The following is a 16,594-nucleotide window of genomic DNA, read 5'->3' as shown; positions in this document are numbered from 1 at the left end:
GAACCCCGATACCTCCCCGTCCGGGACCCGATACCCCCTTTGGGAAGAAGTGAATGTTAAGCTACGCATTATTATCGGGGATTACGCTTGGCGGCATGTATGCCCTTGTCGCCATGGGTCTGACCCTGCAATACGGTGTTTCGCGCATCATGAATCTCGCCTATGGCGAACTGATGATCGTCGCGTCCTTTATTGCCTTTGTTTTCATGACCGCACTCGGGATCAACCCGATCCTTGGTCTTTTGATCATCATTCCGCTCAGCTTCGCGCTGAACTGGGGCATTTATCGCTTTTTGCTGACCCCGTTGGTCGCGCGCGCCAAAAACCGTGGCATGCTTGAAGTTGACAGCATTCTGGCCACCTTCGGCCTGCTGTTCATCGTTCAGGGTGTGCTGCTGGTCTGGTTTGGCGGCAATTATTACAGCTATGATTTCCTTAATGACGCGGTTGACGTGTTTGGCGCGGCCATCGCGGCCAACCGTCTGGTTGCCCTTGGCTTTGCCGTTGTCATTGGTCTTGGTTTTTATCTGATCCTGACGCGTACCCGTATTGGCACCGCCCTTCGTGCGGTTGCGGTTGATCCGACCTCGGCCCGCCTTGTTGCCATTGATGTCAATTTCGCAGCCTGCTTTGCCTTTGCGCTTGGCGGTGCGGTCGCAGCTGTCGGCGGCGTTCTGGTCAGCATGTTCCTGACCTTTTCGACCTCGATGGGTGTTGTCTTTACCATGAAGGCCCTGATCGTTGTGATCATGGGCGGGGTGGGTAACCTTCTCGGTGCGCTGATTGCCGGTCTGATCCTTGGCATCGCCGAAAGTCTGGTGGCGACCTATATCGATCCGGGCCTGACCATTGCTGTCACCTATGTGATCTTCCTTCTGGTCTTGCTGATCAAACCATCCGGCCTGTTCGGGAGGGCAGCATCATGAGCATCCTGAAACCCGATTTCATCAAGCCGGTTGCCATCGGTGCCGCAATCTTTGCCGCCCTTGCCTTCCTGCCATCGCTTGTTGACAGCTACTATATGTCGCTTGCCATCAGTGTCGTCAGCTTCGCCGTGCTTGCCACAGCCTGGTCGATGTTTTCCGGCCCGACGCGCTATATCTCGCTTGCGACTGTCGTGTTCTTTGGCATTGGCGCCTATACGGTGGCAGTCCTCGGTGAAGTCATGGCCTTCCCGCTTGTTCTTCTATGTGCGGGTCTTGCCGGAACGGTTGTTGCCCTTCTGGTCGGTTTTTCGACCCTGCGACTGGCGGGTGTTTATTTCGTGATTTTCACCTTCGGCCTGACCGAACTTGTCCGTCAGGTTGTCAGTTGGTACGAAGTCAATGTCACCCGTGAAATGGGCCGCTATGTCTTCCTTGATATCACCCAGAATGACATTTACTGGCAGTTACTGGCGCTGTTTGCAGTTCTGCTTCTGACCGGGTTTGTCCTTGGGCGTTCGCGCCTTGGCTTTGCGCTTCGCATCATTGGCGAAGACGAAACCGTCGCCAAGCATTGCGGTATTGATGTTACACGCGTCAAAGTCGCGCTGTTTGTTCTGTCTGCCCTATTCATGACACTGACCGGCGCCATCATCGCACCGCGCTGGACCTATATCGATCCGGTGATTGCCTTTAACCCGATGCTGTCATTCCAGGTTGTCATCATGGCACTTCTGGGGGGACCGCGCCGCTTGCTGGGTCCGCTTCTGGGGGTCATTCCGCTGACCCTTCTGTTTGAAGTTCTGACCGCAAGCTTCCCGAACCATTTCAGCATCCTGCTTGGCTGTGTGTTCATGGTGATTGTCTACCTTCTGCCCGGTGGTGTGGTGGGTCTGTATGAAAAATACCGTGCACCGAAAAAGCGCACGCCTTCAGCCGACACCGAAACCACCCGCAAATCAGGGGAGAAAACAGCATGAATACCGAAATTCTTCTCTCGATCTCGGGCCTGCATAAGGCATTTGGCGGTCTGATTGCGGTCAATCAGATGCAGTTTGATGTCCATGCTGGTGAAATTGTCGGCCTGCTGGGTCCGAACGGGTCGGGCAAAACCACGGTGATGAACCTGATTTCCGGTGCCCTTCAGGCCAACGAAGGAAAGGTCGTCATCAGCGGCAAGGACATCACAAACCTTCCGGCTCATAAAATCAGCCATTCCGGCATTGCGCGTACGTTCCAGCTTGTCCGCGTTCTGCCTGATCTTGATTGCGTGGAAAATATCGAAGCCGGTCTTGCCTATCGCACCAATCCGCTATGGGGGGATGCCGCCCATTCGGCTGCCCTTGAACTGCTTGACCGCATCGGACTTGCCAAACAGGCCCACACGCCTGCCGGTGATCTGACCTATATCGATCAGAAACGCCTTGAACTGGGCCGCGCCCTTGCCCTTCAGCCCAGGCTTCTTTTGCTTGATGAATGGCTGGCCGGTCTGAACCCGTCCGAACTTCAGGACGGCATTGCCCTGGTCCGTCAGCTCAAGGAAGAAGGCCTGACCATCATCATGGTTGAACATGTGATGGATGCGATCAGAAGCCTGTGCGATCGTTGCGTTGTCATGAATGCCGGGGCCAAGATCGCCGATGGCACGCCTGACGAAGTCCTTTCCGATCCCGAAGTTGTCCGCGCCTATCTGGGAGACAGCCATGCTTGATATCAAAAACCTGTCTGTATCCTATGGCAAACACGCAGCCCTGCGCGATGTATCACTGACCGTGGATCGCGGTGAAATCGTTGTGATGCTTGGCGCCAATGGTGCGGGCAAAAGCAGCCTGCTCAAAGCCTGTGCCGGCCTTGTTACCGCACAGGATGGGACGCGCATCAATCTTTCCGGGGCGGAGCTTACCGATCTTTCCGCCCACAAAATTGTCGAAGCCGGTCTGGCGCTTGTGCCCGAAGGCCGCGGCATTTTCGGCGAACTGACAGTGCGTGAAAATCTTGAACTCGGGGCCTTTGCCAAACGGGCACGCGCATCGGAAAAACAAAACCTTGATCGGGTGATCGGTCTGTTTCCTAAACTGGCCGAACGTTTGAACCAGGCCGCCCGCACCATGAGCGGCGGCGAACAGCAAATGGTCGCCATTGGTCGTGCGCTGATGTCAAATCCCGATATCTTGCTGCTTGATGAACCCTCCCTTGGTCTGTCACCCATCATGACCGGGGATCTGTTCAAGGCGCTTGCCGCCATTCGTACAACCGGGGTTGGTGTTCTTCTGGTTGAACAGAACGCGCACCAGTCCCTTGCCATATCAGATCGGGGATATCTGATTGAAAACGGGGCCATCACCGGACAAGACAGCGCCCGGGCCCTGCAATCCGACCCTGCTGTGCAAAAGGCCTTCCTTGGCCTTGGGGCGGCATGATGCCGCCTTTCGCCACCTCGCAGCAGTAATTGAAAAGTCAGGAGAAACGTCATGAATGATGTAAAATTGTTGATCGGCAACCAGGATGTGAATGCGTCAAACAACCGCACGTTTGAACGCAAAAACCCGGTCACCGGCGAAACCGCAACGGTTGCGGCTGCTGCCAACGCCGCCGATGCCCGCAAGGCCGCCGATGCCGCGGCCGCGGCCTTCCCGGAATGGTCGAAAATGGGCCCGGGCGCCCGTCGCAAGATCCTGCTTAAGGCCGCCGACATCATGGAATCCAAGGGCGACCAGTTCGGTCAGCTTGTCCTTGATGAAACCGGAAGTACCCGCATGTGGGGCGGCTTTAACGCCCATCTTGCTGCCAACATGCTCCGCGAAGCCGGTGCGATGACCACTCAGATCACCGGCGATATCATTCCGTCCGATCATCCGGGCCTGATGGCCATGGGCGTGCGTCAGCCGGTCGGTGTTGTTCTGGGCATTGCACCGTGGAACGCACCGGTCATTCTGGGCACGCGGGCCATTGCCATGCCGCTTGCCTGCGGTAACACCGTGGTGCTCAAGGCGTCCGAACTTTGCCCGGCCCTGCATCGCCTGATCGGTGAATGCCTGGTCGAAGCCGGTGCACCCGAAGGTGTCGTTAACGTTGTTACCAACGCCCCGGAAGATGCCCCGGAAATCGTCGAAACCCTGATTGCCCATCCGGCGGTACGTCGCATCAACTTTACCGGCTCGACCCGTGTTGGCCGCATCATCGCCAAGCTGGGTGCCGAACATCTCAAACCGGTTCTGCTTGAACTGGGCGGCAAGGCACCGTTCCTCGTTCTGGACGATGCCGACCTTGACGAAGCCGTCAATGGTGCGGCATTCGGCGCCTATATGAACCAGGGCCAGATTTGCATGTCGACCGAACGTCTGATCGTTGACAATGCGGTAGCCGACGAATTCGTTGCCAAACTGGCTGCCAAGGCAAAAACCCTTACCGCCGGTGATCCGGCCAAGGCCGAACACATCCTTGGCGGTGTGGTCAATGTCGAAGCTGTCAATCGCATCGAAGAACTGGTCGAAGACGCGGTTTCCAAGGGTGCCAAACTCGTGGCCGGTTCGGGTAAGGCCAAGGATGGCGTTCTGATGGACGCGACCCTTCTGGATCATGTCACCCCGGCAATGAAAATCTATTCCGAGGAAAGCTTTGGTCCGATCTGTGTCGTCATTCGTGCCGGCAACGAAGACGAAGCCGTTCGCATCGCCAATGACAGCGAATATGGCCTGTCTTCTGCGGTCTTCTCGACCAACATTCCGCGTGCCATGGACGTTGCCAAACGCATCGAAAGCGGCATCTGCCACATCAATAGCCCGACTGTTCAGGACGAAGCACAGATGCCGTTTGGCGGTGTAAAATCGTCCGGTTATGGCCGGTTTGGCTCCCAGGCATCGATCGACGAATTCACCGAAATGCGCTGGATCACCATCCAAAGCGGCAAACGCCACTACCCGTTCTAAGCCAACCGGAACTGGAACTGGAACCGGAACAGAAACCGGATGGAACTTCTGTCCGGCTCTCCCGTTCAATCAGCTAACGCAGGGGGGAAGCCTGACTTGCACTGAGTTCCCTTGCAAGTCAGGACCTGTGTGCAGGCCGTCGGACTTTATGTCCGGCGGCCTGTTTTGTTTTACAGCCGATTGATTTCAATCACTATTTCCTCGCCTTCACCTGAAACTCTCTTTAAAGTGGTATCGACTTGTTTATTTTCTCTTCATATTAGATTTTGAGGACATAATGGAAGCAACCACCAATTCCGCCCCGCAAGCGCCAAGCGGCGAAGGCCGCAATCTGGCAAACATTGTTTACATTCTTTATCTGGTCGGCTTTGTGACCGGTCTGACGGCGTTGGCCGGGGTCGTCATGGCCTATATGAACCGCACGACAAGCGACGCGGTTGCCGCCAATCATTTCGAACACCAGATTGCCATTTTCTGGCGCGGCGTGATCATCATGGTCATCAATATCGTGCTTTACATGCTGATTGGCGCATTGAGTTTCATGACGCTTGGCATCGGTGCAATTCTGTATATCGTGCCGCTGGCGCTGGGCATTTACTGGTTCGTCTGGACCCTGATCCGCGTCATCAAGGGGATGAACGCCCTTGGCCGTGGCGAAACATTCACGCCCGGCAGCACCCCGGCCCTTGCCACCGCATCAAATCCGCAACCTGAACGTCAGGAACCCAGCCTTTAAGGCGGTGCCAAAATCACCATCAGCATCCTGACCTGAAAAAAAGGAGGCCGCCCTTAAACAGGACGGCCTCCTTTGCATTTGTCTTTGTCTCTCAGTCTGATCAGGCGCGCAGAACCGCCTGCACCAGCACCTCAAGCGCGCTTGAAAATTTCGACCGGTCCTTCTGGGTAAAGGCCGCATTACGCCCCTGCTCGCCGGTGACTTCGCGCATATGGGCCGCGATCTCGCGCCCGGCCAAGGCGTTGCCGATATTGGCCTCGGTAAATTCCTGGCCATTGGCTTTAAGCACCCTTGCCCCGATCTCAAGCCCGCGTGACGCCAACGGAATGTCATTGGTGACAATCACATCGCGCGCCCGGGCATTCTCGGCAATCCAGTCATCGGCGGCATCGGGTTCGGGCGGCACGATCACGATTTTGATCAACGGATTACGCGACGGACGAATACCGCCATTGGACACCAGGATCATCTCGATCCGGTGCCGTTCAGCCACACGTTCACATTCCGCCTTCACCGGACAGGCATCGGCATCCACAAACAAACGCGGGCGTGTATTTTGGGTTTGTTCAGACATGGCGCGATCATCGCCGCACGCCCGACAAAGTCAAGTCATCTTGATGACGCCGCTGTTTTGGCATCCGGGTCGACATCGCGGCTGATCAGCAAAATGACCGCCCCGATCGCGGCAAACAGGCACGCCATCAGAACCGTGGTTCGAAAATCATATGCGCTGGCGACAACACCGGTCAAAAGGTTCCCCAACAAGCCACCGACAAAAAGCGTACTGACATAATATCCGGTGGCGATGCCGGGCTGGTCCTTGGCGAAGTTTTGCACGAAAGTCATGCTGATCCCCGCAAATATCCCGTAATAGGCCCCGTCAAGCACCGCCAGCACCAGCACATCCACAAGCGTTCCGGCTTCATGGATCAAGCCAAAGAATATCGCGCCCAGCACGGCCGAGATCAGCATTCCCTTGCGCTCGCCAACCTTTCGGATCAGCTTCGCACAGAAATAAATCACCACCACTTCGACAAGGCATTTCACACTTAGCGCAAACCCCGCCGATGACGCCACCAACCCAAGCTCGGTCGAAAAATAAAGCGGCATCGCCGATACAAACACCACATTGGCCGCCGCAATGAAAAATACCGGCACGCAGGCCTGCAAAAGGCCGAAATTGAACGGGACTTTCGCACCGGGTTGAAGGCTGTTCGGGTGATGGGTTTTGAACGCCGATGGCACAATCAGCAAACAAACCACAAACCATACCGCCGCCAGCCCCGAAATCGTAAAATAGGTCGCAGCAAACCCGAACGCCCCGTAAAGCGACAGCGATGCTGCTGGCCCGACCATCCAGCCAAGCGATGTCTGAATGCGTAAAAATCCGTTGAATTTGACAACATCGCGCCCGGTCTGCTCGGCAAACAGACGGCCAAATGAATACATCACCGAAAGCGCCCCGGCCCCGATCCCAAGCAGGATCGACACAAGACACAGATAAACCCAGTAATTGCGGATCGCGCCCAGAATGAACATGCCAAGCGCAAAGCAAAGAATGCTGGTGATCAAAAGGATTTTGACCGGAAATCCGCGATCAATGGCCCGCCCGAACCCGCGATTGACCAAAAGCGTCACACAGACCTGAACAACCGCCACCATGCTGATTTTCCAGGGCGGCTGACCAAGGCCCTCAACAACATAAAGCCCGGCAAGCGGTGCGGCACTGGACGCGCAAAACGCCCCGACCAGAAGCAATCCCAACACCAGTGCCGGGAAACGCTCCAGAACCCCGATCACCACCCCTGTTCGGGCTGCTGTACTTGTCACTCCGTTCTCGGAATGCCCGTCCTCGCGCATAAAACACCCCTGTTCGCCCATGGCATCGGGTTTCGTTCTAGCGCGCCGGACCAAAAATCGCGAAGGACTTCCGGGACTTGGCAGCAAGATGTCATAAAACCATCACGGGACGGTCCGCCAAATCCCTATGCCAGCCCCCCGACAAAACTTGAAAGCTCGGGCGTTTTCGGATTGGCGAAAACCTCTTCTGGGTCGCCGGTTTCGTGAATGCGGCCCTGATGCATGAAAACAAGCTTGTCGCACACCTCGCGCGCAAAGCGCATTTCATGGGTCACCATGACAAGGGTCATGCCTTCTTCGGCCAGTTGGCGGACAACCGCCAGCACCTCGTTGACCAGTTCCGGATCAAGTGCTGATGTCACCTCGTCACACAAAAGAACTTTGGGCTTCATGGCAAGGGCGCGCGCAATCGCCACGCGCTGTTGCTGCCCGCCTGAAAGCTGATCGGGGTAATGCATCATCTTGTCGGCAAGACCGACCTTGGCCAGCATTTCCTCGGCAATTTCGCGCGCCTCGGCCTTGGATTGCTTTTTGACGACCTGCGGGGACAGCATCACATTTTCAAGCGCGGTGTAATGCGGAAACAGATTGAACTGCTGAAACACCATGCCGACCTGAAGCCGAAGGGCCAGCAAATCCGTATCGCGTTCGCTGATTTTCTTGCCCCCCACCATGATGACGCCGTCATCAATCGCCTCAAGCCCGTTGATCGTGCGCAAAAGCGTGCTTTTGCCCGACCCGCTTTTGCCGATCAGGGCAATCACCTGCCCCTCGTCAATCGAAAGATCAATGCCCTTAAGGACTTCCAGCGCGCCAAAGCTTTTATGAATGGCATGCAATTCAACGAGCGACATTGCGGAACTTTCCTTCCAGATGACGGGCAAACAGCGACAGCGGATAACAAATCAGGAAATACATCACCGCGACACAGCCATAGACCGTGAACGGCGCATAGGTCGCGTTGGTGATCATGGTGCCGGCCTTGGTCAGTTCGACAAAACCGATAATCGATGCCACGGCCGTTCCCTTGACGACCTGGACCGAAAAACCGACCGTCGGCGGAATGGCAATGCGAAGTGCTTGGGGCAAGACGATATAGCGCATCTGCTGGGTGAAATTCATGCCAAGGCTGGCCGATGCTTCCCACTGGCCCTTGCCCACCGATTCAACGCACCCGCGCCAGATCTCGGTCAGGAATGCACTGGTAAACAGTGTTAACCCGAATGTCGCGGCCACCCAGGGCGATACATCAAGCCCGATCAGCGGCAAGCCAAAGAACACGATGAAAAGCTGCATCAAAAGCGGGGTGCCCTGAAACAGTTCGACATAGCCACGCACAAACCGCACAACCCACGGGTTGCCCGCCGTGCGCACCATCAAAAGCAACAGCCCGACAATCCCGCCAAGAACAAACGCGGTCAGCGAAAGCAACACCGTCCAGCGCGCCGCAAGCAGCAGGTTATAAACAATATCCCACAGGGAAAATTCAGACATGACGCCGCCGTTCAAACAGGAAATTGCCCAAAACTTTCAACCCCATCCGAAGCAGGATCGACATCGCCAGATAAAGACCCGTCACCACGAAATAGACTTCAAAGGCGCGGAAATTGATCGCCTGAATATAGTTCGCCCCGAATGTCAGCTCCTCGGCTGCGATTTGCGAACAGACCGACGATCCCAGCATCACAATCACGATCTGGCTTGAAAGAGCCGGCCAGATTTTCTTGAGGGCCGGAAGCAAAACCACATAACGAAAAATCTGCACCTGGTTCATGGCAAGGCTTTGGGCTGCCTCGATCTGACCTTGCGGAATGGCAAGGATACCCGCCCGGATGATTTCGGTGGAATAGGCCCCAAGATTGACGATCATCGCCAAAAGTGCGGCCTGAAATTCGGAAAGCTTCACGCCAAGGGCCGGAAGCCCGAAAAAGATGAAAAACAGCTGCACCAGAAACGGGGTATTGCGGATCAGTTCGCCATAGACACCGACAATCTGGCTGATCACCGGGGCGCGCGACGCCCGCGCCCACGCCCCCATGATCCCCAATCCGACGCCGACAACAGCACCGATCACTGTCAATTCTGTCGTCAGGATCATCCCGTCGACCAGAAGTTCCCAATGCGGCACGATCGCGCCAAAGTCGAATTTATATGCCATTGATCTGCAACGATCCCGTCAGGTGTGGCTTGAAATTGCTCAGAGCTTTTCCGGAAGCGGAATGCCAAGCCACTTTTCAGCAATCGCATTCAAACGGCCATCGGCCATGGATGCGGCAATGATCTCGTTGACCTTGGCCATGAATTCCGGCTCGTCCTTGTTCAGACCGACATAGCAGGGCGAGTTTTTGATCAGGAATTTCGGTTCCGGCTTGCGCGGCGGGTTGCGTTCAATGATCGCAGCGGCGGTAACGTTGCCGGTTGCAATCAGATCAACCTGACCCGACAGGAATGCCGAAATCGTGCCGTTATTGTCCTCATAGCGTTTGATATCGACATCAGCCGGCGCAATCTTGGTCAGTTCAAGATCCTCGATCGCCCCGCGGGTCACACCGACCGACATGCCCGAAAGATCATCGGCCTTCTCGACCGAGAAATCAGCAGGCCCGAAAACGCCGTTATAGAACGGGGCATAAGGTGCGCTGAAATCGATCACCTTTTCACGGTCCGGGTTTTTGCCAAGGCTTGAAATCACCAGATCGACCTTGCCGGTGGTCAGATACGGAATGCGGTTGGCCGACGTCACCGGCACCAGTTCAAGCTTCACACCAAGATCTTCGGCGATCAGGGCCGCCATATCAATGTCATAGCCCTTGGGCTGCATGTCAGTACCAACCGATCCGAATGGCGGGAAATCCTGTGGGACCGCAACCTTGAGAACCCCGGCCTCGGCAATGCTGTCAAGCGCGCCTGCTGACGCCGCACCAAGCGGCGCGGTCAGGATCGCAACGGCCGCAATCGCGGTTTTGAAAAACTGTTTCATAAGCCTCTACCCGTCTGTCTGTGATTTTCTGGATTTGTTTATGCACTATTTTTAACCTGATACTGACGCTGCACATTTTTTGATCTTTTGTCTATGAATAATTTTTTCTTCAGCGTAAATTCAATATCAGATCAATCCTAAACCCCGAAAAACCAGCCACTTTCGAATATCAAAAACTATTAAACTGGTCTGACCAGCAACAGGAACAACAGATGGCACGCAGCGAAACCGCCCCGGAACGCGCCGCGCGGGACATACGAAATCTGATTAAAAACAATGATCTGAAAGCAGGTGACTCGTTACCAGCCCAACGTGTTCTGGCAACCGAACTGGGCATCAGCCGCACCAGCCTGCGCGAAGCCCTGGCCACCCTCGAAGCTTTGGGAATGGTTCATATTCATGCCGGCAAGGGTGTATACATTGCCGATCGCCACCATCAGACACCCCTTGATCAGGACCGCAACCGCCAGGCAGGTCAGGTCTATCAGTTCCGACTGGCGATCGAACCCTATGTGGCGGGTCTGGCGGCACAAATGCGCAGCAAGGACCATCTTGATGCCCTTGAAACCAGCATCACCGACATGCGCACCGCCCTTGAACAGGACGACCTGATTGCCGCGGCCATGGCCGATACGGACTTTCATGAAATATTGCTTCTGGCATCGGGCAACCCGATGTTTGCCAAGGCCATGCACCCTGCGGCCCAAACCATCCATGAAAACCAGATGCTGCCCTTTGCCAACGCCAAGGCGATTGCCGCCCCGCTGGCCGAACATGAACAGGTTTTGCGCTATGTCCGCGAACACAACCCGTCCGGCGCCCGCGACGCCATGCATTTCCATGTACTCAGCGCCGCGACCCGGGCCAAGATCGCCTTTTTGCGTCCCTGATCCGAATTCCGGGCAAAACAAAACCCCCACCTGCTTGCGCAGATGGGGGTTTCATTAACGCGGTGCCCTTCACAAGGAAGGACAAACCGAATTAGGCAGCCGACAGGTCGTCAGCCGAAACGCGACCCGAACGGGAATCGGTGCGCAGTTCGTAGTTGATTTTGTCGCCTTCCTGCGGGTGGCCCATGCCAGCGCGCTCAACAGCGCTGATGTGCAGGAATACGTCATTTCCGCCTTCGTCCGGCTGAATGAAACCAAAACCTTTAGTTGCGTTGAACCATTTAACGGTACCAGTTGCCATCTTTAGATCTCCTATCGAGTATTGAGTGGCGTTACGACACGCCCCGACTGGGCGCGCCTATTTTGGATCGACAATCAGATCAGGCGCGGTCGCGTCTTCTCTGATTGTTCGAAGATGTGTTGCGGCCACCACCCCCTGGCTGCCCGCCAGATTGTGGGCCACGTGGATTGCGATTGCGGTTCGCACCGCCGCGCTTGCCTTGCGGTTTGGCATTGCGGGCACCATTGCCCCCGTTGCCTTTCGCGCGGCGTTCCTCGGTACTGCCCATAAAGGAAAGACCGGAAGAAATTGAATTGTCGCCCTGCGCACGGTCGCGGCGGTTCCCATCGGAATCAACGCGCTTGACCGGGCGCTTGCGCCCATCGGACGAACCGGCATTGCCTGCCGGGCCGTTCCCGCGACCGTTGGCCGGGCCGGATTTGATCCCGCCCTTGTAACGGCTTCTGGATTTTTCGAGTGCCGGGCTCACCTCTGCCTGTGCGGCATTGGCATTGCCTTCCCCGTCACGACGTTGCAACGACTGGCGCGCCGGGCGATCATTGGAACGCTCCGGACGGTTGCCGGCGGCTGCACGGTTTGCTTCGCCATCACGGCGGCCATTGCCACCCTGACCACGACCGGCATTACCGTTGCCATTGCCACGACCATTGCCACGGGCCTGACCATTCGGTCCGCGCCCCTGTCCCCGGCCCTGAGAACGCCCCTGACCACCACCATTTGCACGGCGGCCACGGTTGGCTTCACGCGCTTCTGCCGATTGCGCTTCCTGTTCGGCAGCAGCTTCGGCATCGCGGCGATCAATCACCGGGATCGACTGGCGGGTGGTTTTTTCGATATCGCGCAAAAGACCGCGCTCTTCTTCATCACAGAACGCAATTGCCGTACCGCTGGCACCGCCACGGGCCGTACGGCCAATACGGTGCACATAGCTTTCCGGCACATTGGGAAGCTCGAAATTCACGACATGGGTCACGCCATCAACGTCAATACCGCGTGCGGCGATATCGGTTGCGACAAGCACACCGATCTGGCCATCCTTGAATGCGTTCAGGGCGCGCTCGCGCTGGTTCTGGCTTTTATTGCCATGAATGGCGGCTGCACTGATTTTATTGGCTTCAAGATGACGGGCCACACGGTCTGCACCGCGCTTGGTGCGCGTGAAAACCAGGGTCCGCTTGAAGACCGGATTATCAAGAAGCTCTGCCAGAAGCTGACGCTTGCGGGTGCGCTCGATCAGGTAAACCGACTGATCAACACGTTCCTGGGTGGTTGCAACCGGGGTCACGGAAACCTTGACCGGATCGGAAAGCATATCACCGGCCAGCTGACCGATCTGGGTCGGCATGGTCGCCGAGAAGAACAGGTTCTGACGGTCACGCGGCAACATCTTGATGATGCGCTTGATCGGCGGCAAGAAGCCAAGATCAAGCATATGATCGGCTTCATCCAGCACAACCACATCAACATGTTTAAGCGTCAGCTTGCCACTATCAACATGGTCAAGAAGACGGCCCGGTGTCGCCACCAGAACTTCGATGCCCGGCGTAATCGCCTTGATCTGCGGACCATGGGCAACACCGCCCACAACCACAGCCACACGGACATTCAGGAAACGGCCATAGGCACGGAAACTGTCACCGATCTGTGCGGCAAGCTCGCGCGTCGGCGCAAGCACCAGCACACGGCAGGCACCTTTGGGTGTACGGCCTTCGGTTTTGGAAAGTCGATCAAGAATCGGCAACGCGAATGCTGCCGTCTTGCCGGTACCGGTCTGGGCGATACCAAGCAGGTCCTTACCTTCAAGCAGGGACGGGATGGACTGCGCCTGAATGGGTGTCGGCGCGTCATAGCCTTCTTGCGCCAATGCGCGAAGGACCGGCTCGGCCAGGCCGAGTTCGGAAAACTGGGTCAAATAAGGGTAACTCGTAAATTAGAGGCTGCAGACAGCTGGGACAACGCCCGGTGAAATGTAGTAATCAGGTCTGCGCCTTGCAGTTCAGGAAGTACCCGCGTAGCTGGACACTTCAATGCGTTCTTAGGTCAACCACTCAACAGTGGGGGATTTCAGTCCCCTCTACGCTTCTGGAGCGATCAAATTTCTGCGACACCATGCGCAGAGTTTGCCCGGCTTGTCAAACGCCATATTTGTGACAGCCCCGCGTTTTACGCAAACAGGCCCGGCAGAATTGCGCGCCAGACCGTCGAAACTCCCCCGTGACGTAGGGACAAACTTGCCACTCTTTCTGATTAGCCCTTCCCCAGCACAGGCTCATTCTTTGCAAACGTATTTTCCCTATGCCAATCAATTGCTTCCTTCAAAGGGAGATAGCGAAATGGTTGGCGAATCTGTTTGCCCTCATGCGCAATCAATAAATCACTGATCGCTTCATCATGTCGGGCCAATTTGCGCAATCGTGGATCAAGCTCGATCTCGAAGTCACCGCCAAGCGTCCAATACCCCTCATCAAACGCCTTATGATGATTGCGGCACAAAGACAGTCCGTTGTCGGGCCTTAGTCTGAAAGTTTCGTCTTGGTGATGCGGCTTAATATGCGCCGCCTCTAACAACCGCACGAACTTCAAGCCGCATACACAGCATTGAAAATGATAGCCCGATAAAACCGCTCGCCTAAAGAATCCTTGATTGAGCCGCTCTTCCCGAACCCGCATAACGCTTGTAGGACGCCCCGATATGTCGAATCCGATTTGCTGATCTTGCATCCCGTCTTGAACATTATCTTCTGGATTTGCAGAAGGCAGGGAAAGAGACCGATATTCAATTCTATCGACCGCCCGTTCAATATCATCAATGACTCGCGCAGGCTGATTGTGAAAGCGCGCCATCAACGCTCTGTCAGCAGCGCTCACATTCTTTAACCCACCACGATCAAGTGTCGGGTCCAAGCTTGCAAAATTGCCAAGCTTCATGGCGATTGAACCTGGCGTGCGGTCTAAAACCTGCGCCAACTCAATCACATTCTTGTTTCGCGCGTGGAATTGACCAAAGTCGAGCTCAAAATACAGCTTTAAAGCAGCGTATCGCTCTTCATCGGTCCACTTTTTATTCGCCAACAGTATTTCTCCTAACCCTCTGGAAACGATAGATCTTCCCAGAGGGTTAGAAAACAGAAAATATCAATAGGCCGAACACGGGTTCGCAGCACCGCACGGATTGTATGCGGCACAAGGATTGGCCGCAGCACAGGGATTGCTGGCCGGCGCACACGGCGCGGCTGCACATGGGTTATAGGCCGCACACGGGTTGGCGGCACATGGACTGCACGGGCTTGCCGCACAGGGGGTTGCCGCCCCGCAGGGATTATAGGCCGCGCACGGATTTGCCGAACAGGGTACTGCTGCGCACGGGTTATAGCCCGCCCCACAGGGATTGGCACCACACGGGCTTGCGGCACATGGATTGGCTGCACACGGATTGTACCCTGCCCCGCACGGATTCGCTGCACAGGGGTTGTAGCCCGCCCCACACGGATTGGCACCACAGGGATTCGCGCCACACGGATTGGCGGCACACGGATTTCCCGCGCACGGGTTTGCCCCGGCGGCCGGGCGCTTGGCCGGGGCCGGATTGGCGATTGCCGGGACATTGGCCGTATGGGTGTAATGATCAAGGGCAACCGCACCGGTCGCCGCCAAAAAGACCGCACCGAAAAGAAGTGTGTTTTTCTCGCTCATTTCCGGAACCCATCCAATCCAAATGCCGGACGCAGCGCAATACCGACCCAACTGCCCGCAAAGGCCAGAACAAACCACAACCAGCCATGCACGCTGCCCGATGCGATCCCGCTAAAGAACGCACCGATATTGCAACCAAATGCCAGACGCGCGCCATAGCCCATCAAAAGTCCGCCAATTGCCGCCGCCAGAAGTGACGCCATCGGCACCGATACCTTGGGCGCGAATTTTCCGGCAAGGGCCGCGGCAAAGGCCGCACCGATCACGATGCCGAAATTCATCACCGAGGTATTATCTTCGAGAACCGAATTGCCAAGCGCCTTGGCAGGCCCCGCCCAGTTCCAGAATTCCCAGGTTTCAACCGGAATACCGATGCCCTGGGCGATCTTTGCCCCCCAAAGACCAAAGCCGAACGTAATCGACCATGGGTGACCGGCAATCAGAAGGGTCGCGACATTAAGCCCCGCCAACAGCAACCCGGTCCAGACCAGCGGCCAGGGGCCATGGAACAGCCGCGCCAGACCGGCACGCGGCGCCTTCGGCGTTGCTTCAAGCGAACCATGGGCACGTTTTTCGACAATCACCGTTATCAGTGCGACAAGCGCCAGACCGCCAAAGGTCACGGCAAGACCGCCCGCAACACCGAATTCACGACCGACACTCATCGGCGGCAAGGATGGCAGTTCAAGCCACATCGGCAAATGCGCCGTTCCGATCACCGCCCCGATGATAAAGAAGGCCAGCGTCAGCAACATGCGCGCACTGCCACCACCAACCGTAAACAGGGTGCCCGAACCGCATCCGCCGCCAAGCTGCATGCCAAGACCAAACATGAAGGCCCCGACCAGGACCGATGTCCCGACCGGTGCGACCGCCCCGACAATCGGATTGCCAAGCGGGCTTCCCAGCGCCAGCATCGGAATAAAGGCCGCGGCCGCAACCCCGATCATCAAAAGCTGGGCGCGCATCGCCCGTCCGCGTTTCTCGACCGAAAAACGCCGCCAGCCGCCGGTAAAACCGAATGATGCATGATAAAGTGAAATGCCCAGCAATCCGCCAAGACCGTAAAGCACGGCCTGATGCAGATCCACCGCCTGGGCAATGGCAATGCCGACCACAACAAACAGAACCGCGGTAATCGCCGCCGATCCCTTGTCAAAGTCAAAGCCCGGGACGTCCGGGCGGGCCTTAAGTGTCGTTTCTGACATGGTGACGCTCAGTAACGTTAAAGGAAATCTGTCGGGTCAAAGCCCACGAACACGAACGGAACCGGGGCAAACCC

At 56.5% G+C, this 16,594-nt stretch carries 18 protein-coding genes; 7 read left to right on the top strand and 11 right to left on the bottom strand.

Annotated features, from left to right (window positions below; all coding sequences use genetic code 11):
- Positions 1–53: 53 nt before the first annotated feature.
- The 6 genes from SIB88_RS08600 to SIB88_RS08575 all read left to right on the top strand — a co-directional run bounded on the left by SIB88_RS08600 (position 54) and on the right by SIB88_RS08575 (position 5,588).
- Complete coding sequence (locus SIB88_RS08600; RefSeq protein WP_412557870.1) at positions 54–926, top strand: branched-chain amino acid ABC transporter permease; 873 nt, start codon at positions 54–56, stop codon at positions 924–926.
- Complete coding sequence (locus SIB88_RS08595; protein WP_412557869.1) at positions 923–1,903, top strand: branched-chain amino acid ABC transporter permease; 981 nt, start codon at positions 923–925, stop codon at positions 1,901–1,903. Before SIB88_RS08600 ends, SIB88_RS08595 begins: the two co-directional genes overlap by 4 nt.
- Positions 1,900–2,634, top strand: coding sequence for an ABC transporter ATP-binding protein (locus SIB88_RS08590; protein WP_101247852.1), 735 nt, complete (start codon positions 1,900–1,902; stop codon positions 2,632–2,634). Before SIB88_RS08595 ends, SIB88_RS08590 begins: the two co-directional genes overlap by 4 nt.
- Complete coding sequence (locus tag SIB88_RS08585; RefSeq protein ID WP_068517067.1) at positions 2,627–3,343, top strand: ABC transporter ATP-binding protein; 717 nt, start codon at positions 2,627–2,629, stop codon at positions 3,341–3,343. Before SIB88_RS08590 ends, SIB88_RS08585 begins: the two co-directional genes overlap by 8 nt.
- A 51-nt stretch (positions 3,344–3,394) precedes the next feature.
- Positions 3,395–4,852, top strand: a complete 1,458-nt coding sequence (locus SIB88_RS08580; RefSeq protein ID WP_068517066.1) for an aldehyde dehydrogenase — start codon at positions 3,395–3,397, stop codon at positions 4,850–4,852.
- Between the two features lie 277 nt (positions 4,853–5,129).
- Entirely contained in the window at positions 5,130–5,588 is a 459-nt protein-coding gene (locus tag SIB88_RS08575; RefSeq protein WP_228195727.1) for a DUF4870 family protein, read from the top strand.
- Positions 5,589–5,688: 100 nt separating this feature from the next.
- On the opposite strand, the gene SIB88_RS08570 is transcribed toward SIB88_RS08575, so the two are convergent.
- The 6 genes from SIB88_RS08570 to SIB88_RS08545 all read right to left on the bottom strand — a co-directional run bounded on the left by SIB88_RS08570 (position 5,689) and on the right by SIB88_RS08545 (position 10,428).
- The gene (locus tag SIB88_RS08570) at positions 5,689–6,162 is read right to left on the bottom strand and encodes a YaiI/YqxD family protein (protein WP_288351002.1); all 474 of its coding nucleotides are present in this window, start codon (positions 6,160–6,162) and stop codon (positions 5,689–5,691) included.
- 35 nt (positions 6,163–6,197) lie between these two features.
- The gene (locus tag SIB88_RS08565) at positions 6,198–7,418 is read right to left on the bottom strand and encodes an MFS transporter (protein ID WP_412557868.1); all 1,221 of its coding nucleotides are present in this window, start codon (positions 7,416–7,418) and stop codon (positions 6,198–6,200) included.
- 155 nt (positions 7,419–7,573) lie between these two features.
- Positions 7,574–8,302: an amino acid ABC transporter ATP-binding protein gene (locus tag SIB88_RS08560; RefSeq protein ID WP_114113773.1), complete on the bottom strand. Its 729-nt coding sequence runs from the start codon at positions 8,300–8,302 to the stop codon at positions 7,574–7,576.
- Positions 8,289–8,942, bottom strand: a complete 654-nt coding sequence (locus tag SIB88_RS08555; RefSeq protein ID WP_228195723.1) for an amino acid ABC transporter permease — start codon at positions 8,940–8,942, stop codon at positions 8,289–8,291. The genes SIB88_RS08560 and SIB88_RS08555 overlap by 14 nt, the downstream gene beginning before the upstream one ends.
- A complete protein-coding gene (locus tag SIB88_RS08550; protein WP_412557867.1) occupies positions 8,935–9,606 on the bottom strand; it encodes an amino acid ABC transporter permease in 672 nt (223 codons plus the stop codon). The genes SIB88_RS08555 and SIB88_RS08550 overlap by 8 nt, the downstream gene beginning before the upstream one ends.
- A 39-nt stretch (positions 9,607–9,645) precedes the next feature.
- Positions 9,646–10,428: a transporter substrate-binding domain-containing protein gene (locus SIB88_RS08545; protein WP_068517059.1), complete on the bottom strand. Its 783-nt coding sequence runs from the start codon at positions 10,426–10,428 to the stop codon at positions 9,646–9,648.
- Positions 10,429–10,640: 212 nt separating this feature from the next.
- Here SIB88_RS08545 and SIB88_RS08540 point away from each other — a divergent pair, with 212 nt between their 5' ends.
- The gene (locus SIB88_RS08540; RefSeq protein WP_068517058.1) at positions 10,641–11,318 is read left to right on the top strand and encodes a FadR/GntR family transcriptional regulator; all 678 of its coding nucleotides are present in this window, start codon (positions 10,641–10,643) and stop codon (positions 11,316–11,318) included.
- 91 nt (positions 11,319–11,409) lie between these two features.
- Here SIB88_RS08540 and SIB88_RS08535 read toward each other — a convergent pair whose 3' ends face one another.
- The 5 genes from SIB88_RS08535 to SIB88_RS08515 form a co-directional block, all read right to left on the bottom strand.
- Positions 11,410–11,619, bottom strand: coding sequence for a cold-shock protein (locus SIB88_RS08535; RefSeq protein WP_068517057.1), 210 nt, complete (start codon positions 11,617–11,619; stop codon positions 11,410–11,412).
- Between the two features lie 79 nt (positions 11,620–11,698).
- Positions 11,699–13,531, bottom strand: a complete 1,833-nt coding sequence (locus SIB88_RS08530) for a DEAD/DEAH box helicase (protein WP_412557866.1) — start codon at positions 13,529–13,531, stop codon at positions 11,699–11,701.
- A gap of 335 nt (positions 13,532–13,866) precedes the next feature.
- A complete protein-coding gene (locus SIB88_RS08525) occupies positions 13,867–14,691 on the bottom strand; it encodes an HNH endonuclease (RefSeq protein WP_068517055.1) in 825 nt (274 codons plus the stop codon).
- A 63-nt stretch (positions 14,692–14,754) separates the two neighbouring features.
- A complete protein-coding gene (locus SIB88_RS08520; protein WP_412557865.1) occupies positions 14,755–15,312 on the bottom strand; it encodes a hypothetical protein in 558 nt (185 codons plus the stop codon).
- Positions 15,309–16,520, bottom strand: a complete 1,212-nt coding sequence (locus SIB88_RS08515; protein ID WP_412557864.1) for a YeeE/YedE family protein — start codon at positions 16,518–16,520, stop codon at positions 15,309–15,311. The genes SIB88_RS08520 and SIB88_RS08515 overlap by 4 nt, the downstream gene beginning before the upstream one ends.
- Between the last annotated feature and the right edge of the window lie 74 nt (positions 16,521–16,594).

This window comes from Thalassospira sp. MIT121401 (assembly GCF_047125595.1).
In the GTDB taxonomy this organism is placed as follows: Bacteria; Pseudomonadota; Alphaproteobacteria; order Rhodospirillales; family Thalassospiraceae; genus Thalassospira; species Thalassospira povalilytica.
The sequence above is the reverse complement of the archived record's forward strand: the minus strand, read 5'-3'. Positions and strand labels throughout refer to the sequence as shown.

What these genes read in the sequence shown, in the direction of transcription:
- SIB88_RS08545 (WP_068517059.1), bottom strand. Translation starts at nt 10,428, where the DNA reads ATGAAACAGTTTTTCAAAACCGCGATTGCGGCCGTTGCGATCCTGACC.
- SIB88_RS08595 (WP_412557869.1), top strand. Translation starts at nt 923, where the DNA reads ATGAGCATCCTGAAACCCGATTTCATCAAGCCGGTTGCCATCGGTGCC.
- SIB88_RS08575 (WP_228195727.1), top strand. Translation starts at nt 5,130, where the DNA reads ATGGAAGCAACCACCAATTCCGCCCCGCAAGCGCCAAGCGGCGAAGGC.
- SIB88_RS08590 (WP_101247852.1), top strand. Translation starts at nt 1,900, where the DNA reads ATGAATACCGAAATTCTTCTCTCGATCTCGGGCCTGCATAAGGCATTT.
- SIB88_RS08600 (WP_412557870.1), top strand. Translation starts at nt 54, where the DNA reads ATGTTAAGCTACGCATTATTATCGGGGATTACGCTTGGCGGCATGTAT.
- SIB88_RS08520 (WP_412557865.1), bottom strand. Translation starts at nt 15,312, where the DNA reads ATGAGCGAGAAAAACACACTTCTTTTCGGTGCGGTCTTTTTGGCGGCG.
- SIB88_RS08570 (WP_288351002.1), bottom strand. Translation starts at nt 6,162, where the DNA reads ATGTCTGAACAAACCCAAAATACACGCCCGCGTTTGTTTGTGGATGCC.
- SIB88_RS08580 (WP_068517066.1), top strand. Translation starts at nt 3,395, where the DNA reads ATGAATGATGTAAAATTGTTGATCGGCAACCAGGATGTGAATGCGTCA.
- SIB88_RS08555 (WP_228195723.1), bottom strand. Translation starts at nt 8,942, where the DNA reads ATGTCTGAATTTTCCCTGTGGGATATTGTTTATAACCTGCTGCTTGCG.
- SIB88_RS08550 (WP_412557867.1), bottom strand. Translation starts at nt 9,606, where the DNA reads ATGGCATATAAATTCGACTTTGGCGCGATCGTGCCGCATTGGGAACTT.
- SIB88_RS08535 (WP_068517057.1), bottom strand. Translation starts at nt 11,619, where the DNA reads ATGGCAACTGGTACCGTTAAATGGTTCAACGCAACTAAAGGTTTTGGT.
- SIB88_RS08540 (WP_068517058.1), top strand. Translation starts at nt 10,641, where the DNA reads ATGGCACGCAGCGAAACCGCCCCGGAACGCGCCGCGCGGGACATACGA.
- SIB88_RS08560 (WP_114113773.1), bottom strand. Translation starts at nt 8,302, where the DNA reads ATGTCGCTCGTTGAATTGCATGCCATTCATAAAAGCTTTGGCGCGCTG.
- SIB88_RS08585 (WP_068517067.1), top strand. Translation starts at nt 2,627, where the DNA reads ATGCTTGATATCAAAAACCTGTCTGTATCCTATGGCAAACACGCAGCC.
- SIB88_RS08515 (WP_412557864.1), bottom strand. Translation starts at nt 16,520, where the DNA reads ATGTCAGAAACGACACTTAAGGCCCGCCCGGACGTCCCGGGCTTTGAC.